Origin of the sequence: Arachidicoccus rhizosphaerae (genome assembly GCF_900107765.1) — a bacterium.
Classification (GTDB): Bacteria; Bacteroidota; Bacteroidia; order Chitinophagales; family Chitinophagaceae; genus Arachidicoccus; species Arachidicoccus rhizosphaerae.
Genome location: NZ_FNQY01000018.1, coordinates 45,774 through 63,314 on the forward strand (window position 1 = coordinate 45,774; position 17,541 = coordinate 63,314).

The 17,541-nt window shown below is 44.3% G+C and carries 13 protein-coding genes; 3 read left to right on the forward strand and 10 right to left on the reverse strand.

Annotated features, from left to right (window positions below):
* The 3 genes from BLU80_RS19750 to BLU80_RS14220 all read left to right on the forward strand — a co-directional run bounded on the left by BLU80_RS19750 (position 1) and on the right by BLU80_RS14220 (position 3,642).
* Positions 1-468, forward strand: coding sequence for a hypothetical protein (locus tag BLU80_RS19750; protein WP_211481860.1), 468 nt, complete (start codon positions 1-3; stop codon positions 466-468).
* Positions 469-560: 92 nt separating this feature from the next.
* A complete protein-coding gene (locus BLU80_RS14215) occupies positions 561-941 on the forward strand; it encodes a YccF domain-containing protein (protein WP_091399769.1) in 381 nt (126 codons plus the stop codon).
* 280 nt (positions 942-1,221) lie between these two features.
* Entirely contained in the window at positions 1,222-3,642 is a 2,421-nt protein-coding gene (locus tag BLU80_RS14220; RefSeq protein ID WP_091399771.1) for a glycoside hydrolase family 2 TIM barrel-domain containing protein, read from the forward strand.
* A gap of 113 nt (positions 3,643-3,755) precedes the next feature.
* Here the strand turns inward: BLU80_RS14220 and BLU80_RS14225 are convergent, their stop codons facing one another.
* From BLU80_RS14225 to BLU80_RS14270, 10 genes are all read right to left on the reverse strand, one after another.
* On the reverse strand, positions 3,756-4,289 hold the full coding sequence (locus tag BLU80_RS14225; RefSeq protein WP_091399774.1) for a GNAT family N-acetyltransferase: 534 nt from the start codon (positions 4,287-4,289) through the stop codon (positions 3,756-3,758).
* Positions 4,290-4,494: 205 nt separating this feature from the next.
* The gene (locus tag BLU80_RS14230; protein WP_091399776.1) at positions 4,495-5,349 is read right to left on the reverse strand and encodes a type 1 glutamine amidotransferase; all 855 of its coding nucleotides are present in this window, start codon (positions 5,347-5,349) and stop codon (positions 4,495-4,497) included.
* Between the two features lie 118 nt (positions 5,350-5,467).
* On the reverse strand, positions 5,468-6,565 hold the full coding sequence (locus BLU80_RS14235; RefSeq protein ID WP_091399778.1) for a carboxylate-amine ligase: 1,098 nt from the start codon (positions 6,563-6,565) through the stop codon (positions 5,468-5,470).
* A gap of 39 nt (positions 6,566-6,604) precedes the next feature.
* Positions 6,605-7,570 (reverse strand): ATP-grasp domain-containing protein, encoded by a 966-nt coding sequence (locus tag BLU80_RS14240; RefSeq protein ID WP_244518936.1) that lies wholly within the window; start codon positions 7,568-7,570, stop codon positions 6,605-6,607.
* A 104-nt stretch (positions 7,571-7,674) separates the two neighbouring features.
* The gene (locus BLU80_RS14245) at positions 7,675-8,379 is read right to left on the reverse strand and encodes an esterase family protein (protein ID WP_091399780.1); all 705 of its coding nucleotides are present in this window, start codon (positions 8,377-8,379) and stop codon (positions 7,675-7,677) included.
* Between the two features lie 173 nt (positions 8,380-8,552).
* Entirely contained in the window at positions 8,553-9,173 is a 621-nt protein-coding gene (locus tag BLU80_RS14250) for an OmpH/Skp family outer membrane protein (protein WP_091399782.1), read from the reverse strand.
* Between the two features lie 247 nt (positions 9,174-9,420).
* Complete coding sequence (gene rpoC / locus BLU80_RS14255; RefSeq protein WP_091399785.1) at positions 9,421-13,713, reverse strand: DNA-directed RNA polymerase subunit beta'; 4,293 nt, start codon at positions 13,711-13,713, stop codon at positions 9,421-9,423.
* Between the two features lie 423 nt (positions 13,714-14,136).
* Entirely contained in the window at positions 14,137-14,799 is a 663-nt protein-coding gene (locus BLU80_RS14260; RefSeq protein WP_091399788.1) for an NAD(P)-dependent oxidoreductase, read from the reverse strand.
* Positions 14,800-14,908: 109 nt separating this feature from the next.
* Positions 14,909-16,225 carry an A/G-specific adenine glycosylase gene (locus BLU80_RS14265; protein ID WP_244518938.1) on the reverse strand — a complete coding sequence of 439 codons (1,317 nt, stop codon included), beginning with the start codon at positions 16,223-16,225 and terminating at the stop codon, positions 14,909-14,911.
* A 143-nt stretch (positions 16,226-16,368) separates the two neighbouring features.
* Complete coding sequence (locus BLU80_RS14270; RefSeq protein WP_091399791.1) at positions 16,369-17,295, reverse strand: DMT family transporter; 927 nt, start codon at positions 17,293-17,295, stop codon at positions 16,369-16,371.
* Between the last annotated feature and the right edge of the window lie 246 nt (positions 17,296-17,541).

A 17,541-nucleotide genomic window follows, 5' to 3' on the forward strand; every position in this document is an offset into this window, starting at 1 on the left:
ATGATTAAGTATACCACAAATTTTGTTGATAAACTGGAAGCGATATTAGAAGAATCCAAATATACGGTTCGCTATGAAAGAGGTAATTTTCAAAGTGGCTGGTGTCTTTTGGATCATAAAAGAGTCGTGGTATTAAATAAGTTTTTAAATACGGAAGGCCGGGTGAATACCCTGGTGGAGCTGATCCCGCAGTTAAAAATAGATTATGATATGCTGACACTGAATTCCCAGAAGTTATTTGACTTTCTGACTGAAAACCGCCTGGAAAAGCTGGGTATTGAAAAAGATACCGCGGCGCAACAAACGGAAGCATTAGAAACAGGGGAAACAGCTGAAAGCGCTGTTGACAGTGCATCGGAAGCAGCAGCAACGGCAGATGCTGAAGCTAATATACAAGATAGGGAAACCGGTGAGGATCAGGAGGTGTCAAAACAGGCGCCGGAAGACTTAGACGGGGGAGAAGCGTAGCGCCTTGGATTAAAAATGACCTTTGCTTAAAATTAAAATAAAGACTACCTTCCATCTGAACTTGAGCGACGAATCAATTAAATAAAATCCATATGAATTTATTAGGTAACATAATCTGGCTCATTTTTGGCGGACTGCTGGTGGCCATTGAATACTTTGTAGGCGGCATCATTTTATGTCTGACCATCATTGGTATTCCTTTTGGTTTGCAGAGCTTTAAAATCGGCGTCGCCTCACTCGCCCCTTTTGGTCTTAAAATAGTTGAGAAATCCTCCCTTAAAGGACAGTCAACCGGCTGTCTGACGACATTTTTGAATATTCTCTGGATCCTGTTTGGTGGTCTTTGGATTGCGCTGACTCATTTGGTATTCGGGGTGATTTTATGCATTACCATTATCGGTATTCCCTTTGGACGTCAGCATTTTAAATTAATGGCGCTCTGCCTGACACCTTTTGGAAAGGCGCTCGTCTGATTACTGCAGCCAAATCCATTTAGCAGAATTGTCAATAACACTTTTTTATAAAGCGTGCGCCAAGCGCATGCTTTATTGTATTAATTGCCTATTTTTGATGCAGAAAAATAGTTATGGCAATCCCTTGTAAAATTTGCATGGAATCTGCGCGTACTGTTTCTCTCAATCACTATTCACTAAATGGCTGACTTTCTTTTGAGCGCAGATGGTTATTAGAAAATAATGGCCCATTCCGCAAAAGACAGGCGGCATTTACCCATTTAAAACATTAATACGATCGATGAAAAAAAGTCTACAGTTGCTCTCGGCTGCCGGGTTATTACTAGGCAGTCTGATGACAGCCCGGGCACAGAGCACGCGTGTGTTATTTGACAATGACTGGCAGATTCAGTTGGATACGGCCAATCAGTATGAAGCTTCCCGCCTGGCCAGCAAGCCCTGGCAAAAGGTACAGTTGCCTCATGACTGGAGTATTGAACAGCCTTTTGATGAGTACAGTCCCAGTACGAATGGCGGCGCGTCTCTAAGAGGGGGCACCGCCATGTACAAAAAAGAATTTACGGTTCCGGCCGCTGATAAAGGCAAACATCTTTTTATCGATTTTGATGGGGTTTACATGAACAGTACGGTCTGGGTAAACGGGCATGAGCTGGGAACAAGACCGAATGGTTATATATCCTTTCAGTATGAGCTGACTCCCTATTTAAATTTTGGCGGGAAAAACGAGATCAAAGTATTGGTCCATAATCATCAGCCCAATTCCAGATGGTATAGCGGAAGTGGTATCTACCGCAATGTCTGGCTGGAGAAAAAAGGAGATATCTATGTAGATAACTACGGTACTTATATTACAACGCCAAAAGTTTCCACGCAGCAGGCCTCTTTACAGCTGCAGACCAAGGTAAAGAACGCATTAAATAAGACGGCCGCAGTAGAAGTAAAAACCGTCATTTTTGATGATGACAAAAGAGTGGTAAAAATCCTGACAGATAAATTCAGTCTGCAACCCGGAGAGCTGTTGGAGCGGACGACAAAAGCAGATATACCTGCTCCAAAATTATGGAGTCTGGAAACACCGCACCTGTATAAAGCCGTGACGGAAGTCTATCAGGGGGGCAAAAAAGAAGATACTTATACCACGAACTTCGGGATCAGAAGTTTTCATTTTGACCGCGAGAAAGGTTTTTTCCTGAACGGTCAGTCCGTGAAAATTGTAGGGGTATGTATGCACCATGATTTAGGCGCCCTGGGTTCTGCCATTAACTACAGAGCCATGGAGCGTCAGCTGGAAATCCTGAAAGAAATGGGGATTAACGGCATCAGAACTTCGCATAACCCGCCAGCGCCCGAGTGGCTGGAATTATGCGACAAAATGGGTTTTATTGTCATGGATGAAGCCTTTGACATGTGGAAGGAGAAGAAAAATGATTTTGATTACCATCTCTATTGGGATCAGTGGCATTATAAGGATTTAGTGGATCAGGTCTTAAGAGATCGCAATCACCCCAGTGTGTTTGTCTGGAGTATCGGTAATGAAATTCCGGAGCAGTGGGGCGGACAAAAAGATACCAGCGGTCGCAGCATTGCCAGAGAGCTTAATAGAATTGTAGATAGCCTGGATAACCGTCCAACAACGGCCGCACTCAATCATCCCCAGAAGGATAATAATATTGCCATCACAGGAACGCTGGGGTTGATAGGCGTGAACTACCATCATCAGGGCTGGGCAAAATTACCCGAGGAGTTTCCCGGTCAGACATTTATTTTGACAGAAACCGTTTCATCTTTGCAATCCAGAGGAGAATATCTGATGCCTTCGGATTCTATCAGACGCTGGGCGGGTTTTACAAAAAAGAAAAATGGCGGAACGCCGGATTATATCTGCTCTGCCTATGAAAACAGCTCCGCACCATGGGGATCTACGCATGAAGAAAGTTTAAAACTGTTATTGAAATATCCGTTCCTGAGCGGAATGTATATTTGGACCGGTTTTGATTATCTGGGTGAGCCTACACCGTATCCATTCCCGGCCAGAAGTTCTTATTTTGGCATCGTGGATCTGGCCGGATTCCCCAAAGATGCCTTTTATCTGTATCAAAGTTTATTTACCGATAAGGATGTATTACATATATTCCCGCACTGGAACTGGAAACCTGATCAGAAAATAGATATCTGGGCATATTACAACCATGCAGATGAAGTAGAACTTCAGTTGAACGGGAAGTCCCTGGGTATCCGTAAAAAGACCGGTGATCAGCTGCACGTACAGTGGGATAGCATCGCCTTTACCCCGGGAACATTAAAAGCTATTTCCAGGAAAAACGGCAAGATCGTTAAGGTGACTGAGATTCACACGGCGGGCAAAGCTTATAAACTGGTTGCCACCGCAGATCGTTCCACTATTAAAAATGATGGTCAGGATCTGGCTTTTGTGAAGATTCAGGTGGAAGATCAAAATGGCAATCTGGTGCCTGACGCAGATAATGAGTTGCATTTTAGCCTGAGTGGAGACGCTCAAATAGCTGCGCTGGATAATGGTAATGAAACAGACCTGACGCCTTATTCTAATAAAGAGTCCCGTAAGGCCTATAACGGTTTAGGGCTGGCCATTATAAAGGCCCATGAACAAAAAAGTACGGTAACACTTACAGTCACCAGTCCCGGTCTTACACCGGCTACGGTTCAAATAGAAATCAAATAAGAGGGTGATACCATAAAAAAAGCTCCAATTATGTTGGAGCTTTTTTTATGGTATTTTGTGATTAAGGGGCCAGCTGATTTACGGATATATCCGGCTAAACAGTGACGGTCCCGTCATGATAATTTATAAATAAACTCGTCGATTTCTTTATTTCTGGCACCGGCAAAGCCCCTGTCTTCACCGGTTTTAATAAAGCCATTTTGAAGTAATACCTGCTGTGACCCGGTATTATCAAAGGCAGTCCGGCCGTATATCGGTCTCATTTTTTCCAATAATAAAAACTGGCGAAGGGCTTCTGTTGCAATCCTTTGTCCCCAATAGTTCCGGCTGATCCAATAAGTAATCTCCGCTTGCTGTTCTATTTCAAATTTAGAAATACTTCCTACTACGCTATCCGCTAAAAGAATGGTTTGTAGATTTTTAGTAGAGTCATTTAAAAAAGGGATGTATTTGTCCAGGTAGGCTTGTTGGCTGATGGAGTCCTTAGGTGTAAAAGCTGCCATGAAGCGCGCCTTTTCATCCAGCTGAAAATTAAAAAACAGTTCCAGATCTTGCTGAACTGTTTTTCTTAACCGGATATTTGGATGCTGTGCTGGTTGACCCGGCGTAATTGACTTAGAAAAGTTACCTGTGGCATTGGACGACATAGAACCCTGTTTTAATTTTTCAAAATCCGGATATGGTTATTTCATCAAATATAAGCTTTCTGGCTGACGCTTTTGGGAACCGTAACCATCACCTAAAAAAACTACTATTTGCCAGGGATTCGGTCCTCATTATAGAAGTTAAATTACTTAATATTTATTGGAGAGGATGGTGGAAAATCAAACTGTATATAAGTTATATAAATACTTATACGATACTAAGAGAACGTTTCTTTTCGAGTGCTTTGTCTAGGAAGGCAGGAAGAATAATTTTCTGGGTCAGCAGAATTTTATCCGGATCGTCCAGTTTACCCAGCATATCCCAATACTTAGCTTCCCCGTGCTCTTCAATAACGCGGGCTTTATTGATATCTTTTAACAGGTGGTCACGCATACTGATGGCGTCCGCTTCCGGATGAAACTGGGTGCCAATCATCTCATCAGAAAACCTGACTGCCATGATGGCTCTTTCCAGCGGCACATGGGGCCTTTCTTTTTCCAGGGCCAGTACAGTGGCGCCAATGGTATTTAGCTGATCAAAATCCGGTTGTACCACCTGATAATCCCGACTGTCTACCCCGTAAAAAGGTTCAGGCAGCTGTTCAAATATCGGTTCATGTAAGCCGCCCCAGATTTTATGCATCGGAAATACCCCGAAAGAGGTTGATTTTCTTTTGCATACCTTACCGATTTTAAAGAATCGGCAGGCGAGCTGGAAAGAATGGCAGATAAAGAAAATATGCTTTTTATCTGCTGCTCTGGCCTGGGTATTGTAATAATAAAGTTGATTGATCAGACTGAAGAATTTATTTTCCCATTGCCAGCCTTCTTCATCAAAGGGAGATCCCGGTCCGCCACTGGAAATATAAATATCGAAGGAATTATCCGGCACTTCATCTTTTTGCCGGACATCAAAAACGGTTATTTCAAAGGGAACTCCATGGTCGTTTTGGTATTGCTGCAGGATATTCAATATACAGCGAAGTCCCTGATTAGGAACACCGTTGTTTAAATCCAGTACTGCAATATTTATTTTTTTTCTTTCGGAATCTTTGACATCCATGCCGCAAAGTTACAACAATTCTATTTTTAGGGTCTGAAGCATGGTGTAAGGGAGCAGCAGCAGCAATTTTTTAACGAAGTTTTAATTTGTAATATATTTTATACAAATTAGTTATGTATTATTTTAAAAACTCATCTGCTACAAATTTAACGACATCTTCAAACCGGCCGCTTTCCTGAAAAATACGCAGTTGTTTATCGGCCCCTGTTCCCTCGCGAAGGATCTTCTCCACGTCGGCAATGGCTTTTCTGCTGCCCAGATCATCTACCACATCATCTATAAATTCCAATAGTTCTCCGATCAGGAGCCTGACAGGCACTTCTACCTCCTTACCAAAATCAATCAGCAGGCCGTCGAGTCCGTAGCGGGAGGCGCGCCATTTATTTTCATTGATCAGCGAGCGTTTATAAACCATGTAATTCATATTCTGGTTGCGCAGCTTGTAGAGTTTGGCACAGATTGCCTGGAACAGGGCGGCCAGAGAAATACATTCATCCGTCGTCAGTGCTACATCACAAACCCTGAACTCAATGGTATTATAAACAGGATGTACTCTTAAGTCCCACCAGATTTTCTTGGCATTGTCAATGCAATTGGTTTTGACCAGGACTTTTATATAATTATCATACTCTTCAATGGATTCAAAAAAATCAGGGATCCCCGTTCTTGGAAACTTATCAAAGACTTTGGAACGGTAGGATTTAAAGCCGGTATTTCTGCCTTCCCAGAAAGGAGAATTGGTAGACAGTGCATAGATATGCGGGATAAAATACCGGACAGAATTGGCAATATGGATCGCCATTTCTCTGGACTCCACACCTATATGAACGTGCATGCCAAAAATAAGATTAGAGCGGGCCGCATCCTGCATCTCATTGACGATTTCATGATACCGCGGATTCTCTGTAATGGATTGTTTATGCCATAAAGAGAAAGGATGCGTACCGGAGGCGCCTGCCAGCAACTGTTCGGAGGCGGCAATCTCGGCAATAGTCGTTCTAAGATGACGGATATCTGCCCTGGCTTCTTCGATGTTCTGGCAAATGGACGTACCGACTTCCACGACTGCCTGATGCATCTCTGCTTTTACCTTTCCCTCCAGTGCCAGTTCTGTTTTTTCAACAATCCTGTTCTGATGACTTTTGAGTTCAAAAGTCTGAGGGTCGACAATCATATATTCCTCCTCAATCCCGATGGTAAATTGTGCTAAGTTCATGTTGGGAAAATTGAAAAACCACTATTAAGGTATAAAGTTTTACGGATTTAAGGGCTCTTTTTTTATTACCTGACGAAGGTACTTCCCCCAGGTGAGATTATCTATACCTTCTTTAAAATCCTGTGCTTTTTCTATAGCAAACCGGGCCATATGCTCTACTACCCATTCAAAATTTTCTTCACCAACCGAGTTTCTGTCGGCGTCCGGCGCCGGATTACAAAAATCAATGGCATAAGGAATCCCGTCACGCACCGCAAATTCTACCGTATTAAAATCATAACCCAGGTACTGATTGATCTTCAGTACATCGCTTTCCATACGGTGGAGCAGCCACTCGCTGGGGGCAAAACTGGCCTGGTAGCGCAAATGAGCCGGATTTCTGGGCTCATAGCCCATGATCTTTACGTATTTGCCGCCAATTGAATAACAGCGGTAATACTGGTCAAAAGCGATTTCCTCCTGCAGCAGCATGACCAGTCGCTTGGTCTGTTGATGCACTTTAAAAAAATCATCACGGTCATCCACCCGGTAGACAGACTTCCAGCCACCGCCCGCAAAGGGTTTCATATAGGCCGGAAATCCGACATAGCTGAATATGCTTTCCCAGTCCAGCGGGTAGGCCAGGTTGCGGAAAGACTCCTGGGTCGTATCTTCCGGAAGTTCAAAGGAGGGCAGGATGGCGGTCTTTGGCAGGGCTATATCGATTTTTTCTGCCAGGCAGTTATTAAAAAATTTTTCATCCGCACTCCACCAAAAAGGGTTATTGATAACGGCTGTACCCTGCAGAGCCGCATTTTTGACATAGGCCCGGTAAAACGGTACATCATGAGAGATCCTGTCCACAATAACGTGGTAGGTGGTGGGCATCCCCTGAAAGACTTTATCGATGATAACGGCCTCGGCTTTAAACCGGCCTTGTCCCAGTTCATTTACCCGGTTGATAAAGGCCTCGGGAAAACTGTTTTCCTGACCAAAGAGAATCCCGATTTTTCTGATGTCATGCATAATGGAAGGGTATTTTAAGGGGTTAAGGTGATAAATAGGGGCTTTTGCACATTCGGTGTTGGGTTAAGTCTTGGAAGCGCTCTTTTAATCGTCCTGTTTTTGGATTATAAGGTAGAGATATAATGGGGAAACATCTGTTTCCAGATGGGCCAGTCATGCGGCTGGTCGCCTCTGATGTCCAGCCAGTGAGGTATTTTTTTCTGTTCCAAAATGCCTCCCAGCCGCTGGTTTTGTTCCAGGCAGCTATCGGCCCAGGTGGTGCCCAGCGTGAGTTTTAGATTCCATAAATCTGGATGATTGTCATCTCTTAAAAAGGCCATCGGGTTGTTATAATAAACCGTATCATCCAAGTAACCGTCCGTAAAGGAACTGATATCAAAAATACCGCTCATGGAGAGGATCGCCTGGGTAATATCCGGATGGCGCAGGCCAAAATTAGCAGCGTGATAACCGCCGAAACTACATCCGGCTGTGATAATATCCCGCCTTCCGGTCTCAGCCGTAGCCCTGGAGTACACTTCCTCCAGTATAAACTGGTCATAGCTTTGCTGAGCCAGCGCACGCTCTGCCGGTGCAATCTCTTTATTATACCAGCTGCGGTGATCTATATTGGAAGGGCAATACACGGTGATATCGCCGTTATCAATAAACCACTGCACGCTGTCAATCAATCCCCGGTCCTTGGCTTCATAGTATCTGCCCATGGAGGTGGCAAATAAGATGACAGGCCGCCCTGCGTAGCCAAAAACAAGCAGTTCGGCTTCCTCCTGTAAATTGGGAGAATACCATTTATGATAGGCTTCTTTCACGCTTATATTGTGCGGATGGTCTATGGTTTAATCCCTTCATCCGCTCCTCCCTACTAAGATACAAAAAGATTAGAATTCCTCATCAAGCAGGCTTTTTTTATGAGAATAAAAAAAGCCCGTCTCTTTTTAAAGAGGCGGGCCGGTTATTTTTTTGGATACAACAAGGGACAGTCTTATTTAGACTTATCACTTTTATTTTCTTTATCATATTCCGCATTCAGGGCAGAGAGCAGTTCAGCGGTAATATCCAGGGTGGAGTCCTTATAATAAAAATTATCATTTTCATTGGTTCCTACAATGTAGCTGTAACCCTGCTGCTGGGCATATTGTTTCAGATACTGCTGGATTTTGTTTCTTACTTTTTGTAGCTGTACATCTCTTTCCATGCTTAAGGACTGCCCCAGCCTTTGGGCTTTATCCTGATTTTTTTTGGTCAAATCATCGATTTCCTTGCTATAGGCTACCTGTTCCGCCTGGCTCATGGAAGGACCTTTTTGATTAGCCTCCTGGATTTTAGCGGCTACTTCTTTGCGCAGATCATTGATCTGGTCTTCTACCTGTTTGTTTTTCTTGATCAGGGATTCTTTAGCATCTTTCATGTACTTATAGCTATCATCGATGGAATCCATCTCAAAATAAGCGATACGCTGCGCCTCATGAATACCACCGGTGGTGTCCTTACTGGTGACGACATGATGGCTGGTGGATTTTTGTTTTCCGCCAAACTGCAGGAAAAACAAAATAATGACAGCAACGATCAGCACTATGTTAGATACAATAAAAAATTTCTTCATGCTTCAGTAATTTCTTCTTTGCGTTTTTAAGTGTAAAAATGCCTGAATTGCAGGCCACTGGGTTTCAGATGTGAAAATAGCAATAATTGCACTAAAAACTGTTAAGGGCCTCCTTTAATTTGATTTAAATTGGCCGCAGAGTAGTTCAGCGGGCGGGGGAGAAGGCGTTTGTTAAAAAAAGAGGGCACCTACCAGGGTGCCCTCTGTATATCCTTCTGGTCTTTGGCTATCCGAGGATAGCTACAGACTATTCTTCTTCATCGAAACTCATGGCCTCTCTGGCGGTAGCCAGCAGTTCATATTCTTCCTTGCTGCCTACGATCAGGTTTTCAAATTCATGTAAACCTGTACCTGCAGAAATCAGGTGTCCGGTAATTACATTTTCTTTCAGACCGATCATTTCATCAGATTTACCCTGGATAGCGGCAGAGCTTAACACCTTAGTGGTTTCCTGGAAGGAGGCCGCTGAAATCCAGCTAGGCACACCCAGAGAAGCCTTGGTGATACCCAGCAGTACCGGATGAGCGGTAGCCGGCTGTGCATCTCTTACTTCTACCAGTTTTTTATCTTCTCTGCGCAGTAGCGAGTTTTCTTCTCTCAGCTCACGCACACCGACAATCTGGCCTGCTCTGAAACTCTGAGAGTCACCTGCCTCGGTCACCACCTTCTTATCGAAGATCTTGTCATTTTCGTCGTTAAACTCAAAGCGGTCAACCAGGTCATTATCCAGGAAGCGAGTATCTCCTGCATCCACGATTTCTACCTTTTTCATCATCTGACGAACGATGACCTCAATGTGTTTATCGTTGATTTTAACCCCCTGAAGACGATATACCTCCTGGATTTCGTTTACAACGTATTCCTGAACAGCATAAGGTCCTTTGATAGAAAGGATATCGATGGGTGCGGTCTGACCATCAGAAAGCGGCGTACCGGCTTTCACGAAGTCACCGTCCTGCACCAGGATCTGACGGGTTAAAGGAACCAGGTATTTTTTCACGATACCATCTTTGGCTTCCACGACGATTTCCCTGTTACCACGTTTGATATTACCGAAGGCCACCACACCGTCAATGGCAGAAACAACTGCCGGATTGCTTGGGTTACGGGCTTCAAACAGCTCCGTAACACGTGGAAGACCCCCTGTGATATCCCCGCCTTTACGCATGGTACGTGGGATTTTCACGATAACCTGACCGGCTTTGACTGTTTCGCCTTCTTCAGCGGCCAGTCGGCTTCCGGTAGGTAAGTTATATTCTTTCTGATCCTTACCATCGATGATGATGGAAGGCAGTTTGGTTTTATCCTTGGATTCGATGATGACCTTTTCACGGTGTCCGGTCTGGTCATCCGCCTCTTCACGGTAAGTAATGCCATCGATGATATTCTCAAAGTTGACGGTACCTGCCTGTTCGGCGATAATAACGTTGTTGAACGGATCCCATGTACAGATAACCTCTCCTTTTTTGATCTTCTGACCGTTTTTCACGCTCAGGGTAGAACCGTAAGGAATATTATGGGTATTGAGCAGACGATCATTTTCTACGTCAGAAATACGGATTTCACCGGTACGACCGATAACAATTTCAACTTTGTCGCCTTCATTGTTTTCTGTCTGAACCGTACGCAGACCGTCGAACTGAACGGTACCGTCAAATTTAGCCAGTAAGGAAGATTCTACGGAAGAAGAACCGGCGATACCACCCACGTGGAAGGTACGCAGTGTCAGCTGTGTACCCGGCTCACCAATAGACTGGGCAGCGATGATACCAACGGCGTCACCTTTCTGGGCCATGTATCCGGTTGCCAGGTTTTTACCATAACATTTTACACAAACTCCGCGTTTAGCCTCACAGGTCAGTACAGAGCGGATCTCTACAGTATCCACACCCACTTCTTCGATTTCAACGGCTTTATCGTGGGTAATTTCTTCCCCTGCCTTAATGATTAACTCACCAGTCAGCGGATTATAGATATCATGTAAAGACGTTCTGCCTTCAATTCTGTCAGAAAGCGGAGAAATGATCTCTTCATTGTCTTTCAGGGCAGAAGTAGCAATACCACGCAGGGTACCACAATCTTCTTCCGTGATTACCACGTCCTGAGAAACGTCTACCAGACGACGGGTGAGGTAACCGGCATCCGCCGTTTTCAGCGCCGTATCCGCCAGACCCTTACGGGCACCGTGGGTAGAGATGAAGTAATCAAGTACGTTTAGGCCACCTTTAAAGTTAGACAGGATCGGGTTCTCAATGATTTCAGAACCGGTGCTGCCTGATTTTCTGGGTTTTGCCATCAGACCACGGATACCGGCCAACTGTTTTACCTGTTGTTTACTACCACGGGCTCCGGAATCCAGCATCATGTATACAGAGTTAAAGCCCTGTTTGTCGGTCTTCATCTCATGAATCAGGGTTTCTGTAAGACGTGTATCCACACGGCTCCAGATATCGATCACCTGGTTGTATCTTTCATTGTTGGTGATCAGACCCATATTGTAGTTTTCCCATACCTCGTCTACTTCCAATTTAGCATTGTTCAGCAGTTCTTCTCTGGTATCAGGAACAATCAGGTCATTGATGGAGAAGGAGAGTCCTCCTTCGAAGGCCATACGGAAACCTAACTGTTTGATATCGTCCAGGAATTTCGCGGTAGCAGGAACGTCTGTAATCTTAATAATATCCCCTACGATTTCACGAAGGCTCTTTTTGGTCAGCAGGGCATTAATATAACCTACTTCCTTTGGAACAAACTGGTTGAACAGAACACGACCGACAGTCGTTTCTACCAGTTTAGTTACCAGGCTGCCGTTTTTCTCACGGACTCTGGTACGCAGTTTAATAATTGCATGTAAATCCACACGTTTTTCATTACGTGCAATTAATACTTCTTCCGCACTATAGAAGGTCATCCCTTCCCCTTTTACAATTTCTTCAGGCGTGCTTCTCTTTTGCTTGGTAATATAGTATAGCCCAAGAACCATGTCCTGAGAAGGCAGGGTAATGGGTGTACCGTTTTGTGGGTTCAGGATATTGTGAGAGGCCAGCATTAACAGCTGTGCTTCCAAAATAGCGGCATTGCTCAGTGGAACGTGAACGGCCATCTGGTCACCATCAAAGTCGGCGTTGAAGGATGCCGTAACCAGCGGGTGCAGCTGAATGGCTTTACCTTCAACCATCTTAGGCTGGAAGGCCTGGATAGACAGACGGTGCAGCGTTGGGGCACGGTTAAGCAGTACCGGATGTCCTTTCATGATGTTTTCCAGGATATCCCATACAATTGCCTCTTTCTTATCCACTAATTTTTTGGCCGATTTAACGGTCTTTACAATACCTCTTTCTATCAGTTTTCTGATAATAAATGGTTTGAACAGCTCAGCGGCCATATCTTTTGGCAGACCGCACTCGTGCATTTTCATTTCTGGTCCAACCACGATAACGGAACGACCGGAGTAGTCCACACGTTTACCCAGCAGGTTCTGACGGAAACGACCTTGCTTACCCTTTAAGACGTCACTTAAAGATTTTAAGGCGCGGCCACCTTCTGCTTTAACGGCATTAGATTTACGTGAGTTATCAAATAAGCTATCCACCGCTTCCTGCAGCATACGTTTTTCGTTACGCAGGATCACCTCAGGCGCTTTGATCTCCATTAGTCTTTTCAGACGGTTGTTACGGATAATCACCCTGCGATAAAGGTCATTCAGGTCGGAGGACGCAAAGCGGCCGCCGTCCAGAGGAACCAGGGGACGCAGTTCTGGTGGAATAACCGGGATGTATTGCATCACCATCCACTCAGGGCGGTTAGTGATACGGGTAGAAGCGTCACGGAAAGATTCCACAACACTTAATCTTTTTAAGGCGTCAGCTCTACGTTGCTGGCTGGTTTCATTGGCAGCGGCATTACGCAGATCAAAGCTCAGCTGGTCTAAATCCAGCAGGTTCAATAAATCAGCTACGGCTTCTGCACCCATTTTGGCCACAAATTTCTGCGGGTCATCATTGGGCAGGAACTGGTTATCCTTTGGAAGGGTTTCCAGTAAATCCAGATATTCCTCTTCCGTTAACAAATCACCGACCTTCATGCCCTTTTCTTCCAGGACACCTGGTTGGATGATGGCATATCTTTCATAATAAACAATGGTTTCCAGCTTTTTGGAGCTGGTACCCAGTAAATATCCAATTTTGTTGGGCAGGGATTTAAAATACCAGATATGAACAATGGGGACTACCAGTTTGATATGACCCATACGCTCACGACGTACTTTTTTCTCTGTTACTTCCACACCGCAACGGTCGCAGACAATACCTTTATAGCGTATACGCTTGTATTTTCCGCAGGCACATTCATAATCTTTAACCGGTCCAAATATTCTTTCGCAGAATAAACCATCACGTTCTGGCTTATAGGTACGGTAGTTGATGGTCTCAGGTTTTAAAACCTCGCCAAAACTGCGTTCTAAAATAGAATCCGGAGATGCCAGACCAATCGTAATCTTAGAAAAAGTGGATCTTGGTCGATTGTCTTTTTTGATTGCCATATATGATTTCAAATTTGAAAATGAAAATTTCTGCTTTTTTCCCTTAATTCAATGGGTTATAACGGGTTCAGACATGCACAAATAAAAAACTGTAACTACATTTTAAATCAATGTGTTACAGACTATTTGACACAGGTTGCCCTGTAGAGTGCCCTACTAAATTCCGAGAAAAACGCAAAAAGTCAATGTACATAGACTTGCAAAGGTAATATTAATCTATCAAAACAAAAATTAAAATTTGGCCTTTGATAGCCGTTAAATTGCCGTTAAAATGAAAGGCCTTGCAGGCCTGTTAAGCTCTTTCTTTCCGGGCGATTGCAAAGACTAACCCAGAGATTTTTGGTAAGTTCTGTTATCTGCTTATTTATGGGCTCTCACAACCAAAAATGTAAAAAACGGTTGAGCGGTAAATGACACGATATTCTAATAAGCGGCTGTAAATCGTTGTCTTATAAATCTGGGGTGTTCCAGTTCGTCTACAATGGCCATGGAAAGATCTTCAATGGAAATAGCGCTGCGGCCCTGCGTGTCAAAGACGGGATGATCCAGGCCGGTGCGGTAATGTCCCCGCCGCACACCGGCGGTTGTTTTATTCATTTCTATGGCCGGGCTGACGAAGGTCCAGTCCAGGGTTGTATTTTTTTGTAGTTGATGTAGATAGTCCCTGGCTGCGGAAGCGCCGGCAAAAAAGGCCTTGGGAAAATCCGGACTGTCCACCAATTGATGTCCGCTATTGTCATAAAGACTACCAGCCCCTCCAATGACAATCAATCTTTTTATGCCTGCCGCGGCTACGGACTGCTCAATATTTGTAGCGCCTTCCATATATGCTTCATATAAATCCGGATTGGTCCAGCCGCCGTTAAAAGCGCTGATCACGGCGTCCTCTGCCTCAAGGGCAGGAGCTAACTCTTTTTCCCGGGAGGCGTCGGCTTTATGTAAATGAACCAGTGTGTGCGTTTTAAGAGGAGCCGGCAAATTTTGCAAATGTCTGGCTATAGCTGTCACTTCATGGCCTCTTGTTACGAGTTCCGCTAATATATGGCTGCCAACAAAACCTGAGGCACCAATTAGGGCTACATGCATTATTGAAATTTTAGGGTTATCATTATTTTCCCAATTTGAAGATGACCCGCAAATGGCTGGCCGAAATTGAGAAAAAAGCGGTTAATACCTGAGAAAAAACGAATCCCTGTTATTTTTGTTTTGGAATGGCCTCGATTTGCAAATTCTTTAACAATTTGGGAAAAGCCAGGTCATTCACTTTTTTTGCTGAGTACCAGTTATTTATAGGAAATATGGACGGCCGGCTGGTAAGACATAACTTATAGATATAGCCATGGATTTTCTGATGGGTTAATTGTTGGGTTACCGTACAAATGGCTTCAATGCTCAGTGGACCGGAGGACGGGGCTATACTGAGCAGGTTTTCAAGCATTCGAATTAACAGGGAAGGCTTCAGGCTCCATTCAGGGACAGACTCCGTTTCAATGGGATAAAATTCATGGAGATTCTCCCAGATATCTCCGGCAGGTCTTTTTTGTATATAATAGAGTGGGGGATGGCGGTCGGCTTTTTTGTTCAGGTGCGCTTTATTATCCAGAGTTGCTTTATTAGGTTTCAGGACAGGATCTGCACTTTGCAACTCCATAACAATCCAGCTGATATAGCGGTTTTTCTTTTGGAGGGTTTTTTCTTTTTTGGGAAGGGACATAACGCGCCCGGTTCGCTTAGCCTGGCATATATCTCCCATGGGGCAGGAGCCGCATAAGGGGGCAGCCGGCTTACACTGCGTGGCACCAAAATCCATAATGGCCTGATTATATATGGCTGGCTTTGTCTGACTTAGATTTTCTGCTGCTATTTTTTGAAACAGCTGTTTTCCCTTTGTGCTGTCAATGGGGGTGTCCACCCCATAAAACCGGGACAGTACTCTAAATACATTGCCGTCTACCACTGCGTAAGGCTTATTAAAGGCGAAGGCAGAAATGGCGGCTGCCGTATAAGGTCCAATACCCTTAAGGGACAGAATCTGGTCATAATTGTCTGGGAATATACCCTTATAGTCTTTCACAATGGTTTTAGCCGTGAAGATCAGGTTTTTACACCTGCTGTAATATCCAAGCCCTTCCCAGTCTTTAAAAACCTGATCTTCCGGAGCCGATGCCAGTTGTGCAATACTGGGATAATGGCGGACAAATTTTTCATAATAAGAGAGCCCCTGTTCCACCCTGGTTTGTTGTAATATAATCTCGCTTAACCAGATTTTATAAGGGTCTTTTTCCCCTTTCCAGGGCATCAAGCGGTGGTTATCCTCATTATGCCATTGTAATAATCTTTCAGTGAAGGGGAGCATGGCTGAGCTGCCAGCGGGGGCAATAGACTTTGACGGCATCTTTTGAGGTAAACCGGCTGCTAGCGCACGCTCAGCACGCGGTTTTTGCGGCAGGTTTGTAGGATTCCCTGCTTTGCCTTTTGTTTGTATGATGCCCTTCTTTTTATTGCCTGCCATCTTAAATCTACTTTTTGCTTTGTCAGCGTCCCTGTTATTAGTACACAACACACCCGCTGCAGCAAATCTACTATTTGCCCTTAGCTATACCAAAACATAAGTCCCAGACAAAGCCTTACTGATTTAAATAATGGGCAGGACGTTTATTTTTGGTGTTTGATCCGAAACTGCCACCATTTGGGTATGGGAGCCACTGCGGTCCCGGGTCTTTTTTTAGCCAGGGAAATGGTTTGTAAAAAGACCGCAAATAATATAAAGAGAAAGCCTATATAAAAAGTATTAGACAGGTCTCTATTCTCCTGATAAATTACAAAAGCCAGCAGGATACCGTAGACGGGTTCCAGGGTAAGGGTCAGGTTCATGGTAAAGGCACTGAGCTTTTTTAGCGCCTGGGTATAGAGGATAAATGTAAATATCGTACAGAACCAGGCCAGTACGATCAGCCAAAACCATTCCGCACCAACGGGTTTCCAGGTGATCGCCGGAAAAGCACGGTTATAGAAGGGCATCAGGGCGCTAAGGCCGATGAAACCTCCGGTCAGCTGATACAGGGTGAAGGATTCGGGTTGATATTTATCGACAATCTTTTTATTTAATATGGAAACAGTGACGGTTAACAGACAGGCCAGAATGCCGATATAAAAACCGGTGGAAAAATGTAAATTGGTCTGATAGATCATAAAGATACCTACCAGGGTCAGCAGTCCGAAGAACAATTCTTTGATATTGATCCTGCGACCAAAAAACAGCGGTTCTAAAATGGCCGATACAAAGCCCGATCCAGAAAGACAGATCAGTGCGATGGACACATTGGCATATTTGATACTTCCGTAAAAGCAGAGCCAGTGCATGGCCAGCAGCACACCTATGCCACCAATGGTTAAGAATTCTTTGGCAGAGATTTTTTTGATTTTGCCCATCGCTCCAAATAAGATCCACATGGTGACCACCGTCAGAAACATACGCCACCAGACCAGCCAGCCTTCATTCAGGCTGATGGTACGTCCCAGGACTCCGGTAAAACCCCAGAGAAAGACCGCGATATGTAATTTGATCAGTGCACGTTTCATGTATGATAGTAGTTATTTGTACGAATGGTGGTTCTTTAACAGGCGCTTTACGGATGTTGAATAACAAGATGCTCAGTTTACCTTATTTTTGCCTTTTGTCTTCTTTTGGGTCCTTAAAAACCAGCCTTTAAAAAATGCTGCAAAATTACTACAATACCAAAGACTTTGGGTGCATTTTAGGAAAATAACAATCTGTCAACGAACCGGCGTTTGTTTGCAAATCGTACCTTTGGCTAAATAGAAGCT

Bases quoted from the DNA above. Each gene is read 5' to 3' on its own strand.
- BLU80_RS14270 (WP_091399791.1), bottom strand. From the start codon at position 17,295: ATGAAACGTGCACTGATCAAATTACATATCGCGGTCTTTCTCTGGGGT.
- BLU80_RS14260 (WP_091399788.1), bottom strand. From the start codon at position 14,799: ATGCATGTAGCCCTAATTGGTGCCTCAGGTTTTGTTGGCAGCCATATA.
- BLU80_RS14240 (WP_244518936.1), bottom strand. From the start codon at position 7,570: ATGCATGACATCAGAAAAATCGGGATTCTCTTTGGTCAGGAAAACAGT.
- rpoC (WP_091399785.1), bottom strand. From the start codon at position 13,713: ATGGCAATCAAAAAAGACAATCGACCAAGATCCACTTTTTCTAAGATT.
- BLU80_RS14265 (WP_244518938.1), bottom strand. From the start codon at position 16,225: ATGGCAGGCAATAAAAAGAAGGGCATCATACAAACAAAAGGCAAAGCA.
- BLU80_RS14215 (WP_091399769.1), top strand. From the start codon at position 561: ATGAATTTATTAGGTAACATAATCTGGCTCATTTTTGGCGGACTGCTG.
- BLU80_RS14235 (WP_091399778.1), bottom strand. From the start codon at position 6,565: ATGAACTTAGCACAATTTACCATCGGGATTGAGGAGGAATATATGATT.
- BLU80_RS19750 (WP_211481860.1), top strand. From the start codon at position 1: ATGATTAAGTATACCACAAATTTTGTTGATAAACTGGAAGCGATATTA.
- BLU80_RS14225 (WP_091399774.1), bottom strand. From the start codon at position 4,289: ATGTCGTCCAATGCCACAGGTAACTTTTCTAAGTCAATTACGCCGGGT.
- BLU80_RS14250 (WP_091399782.1), bottom strand. From the start codon at position 9,173: ATGAAGAAATTTTTTATTGTATCTAACATAGTGCTGATCGTTGCTGTC.
- BLU80_RS14220 (WP_091399771.1), top strand. From the start codon at position 1,222: ATGAAAAAAAGTCTACAGTTGCTCTCGGCTGCCGGGTTATTACTAGGC.
- BLU80_RS14230 (WP_091399776.1), bottom strand. From the start codon at position 5,349: ATGGATGTCAAAGATTCCGAAAGAAAAAAAATAAATATTGCAGTACTG.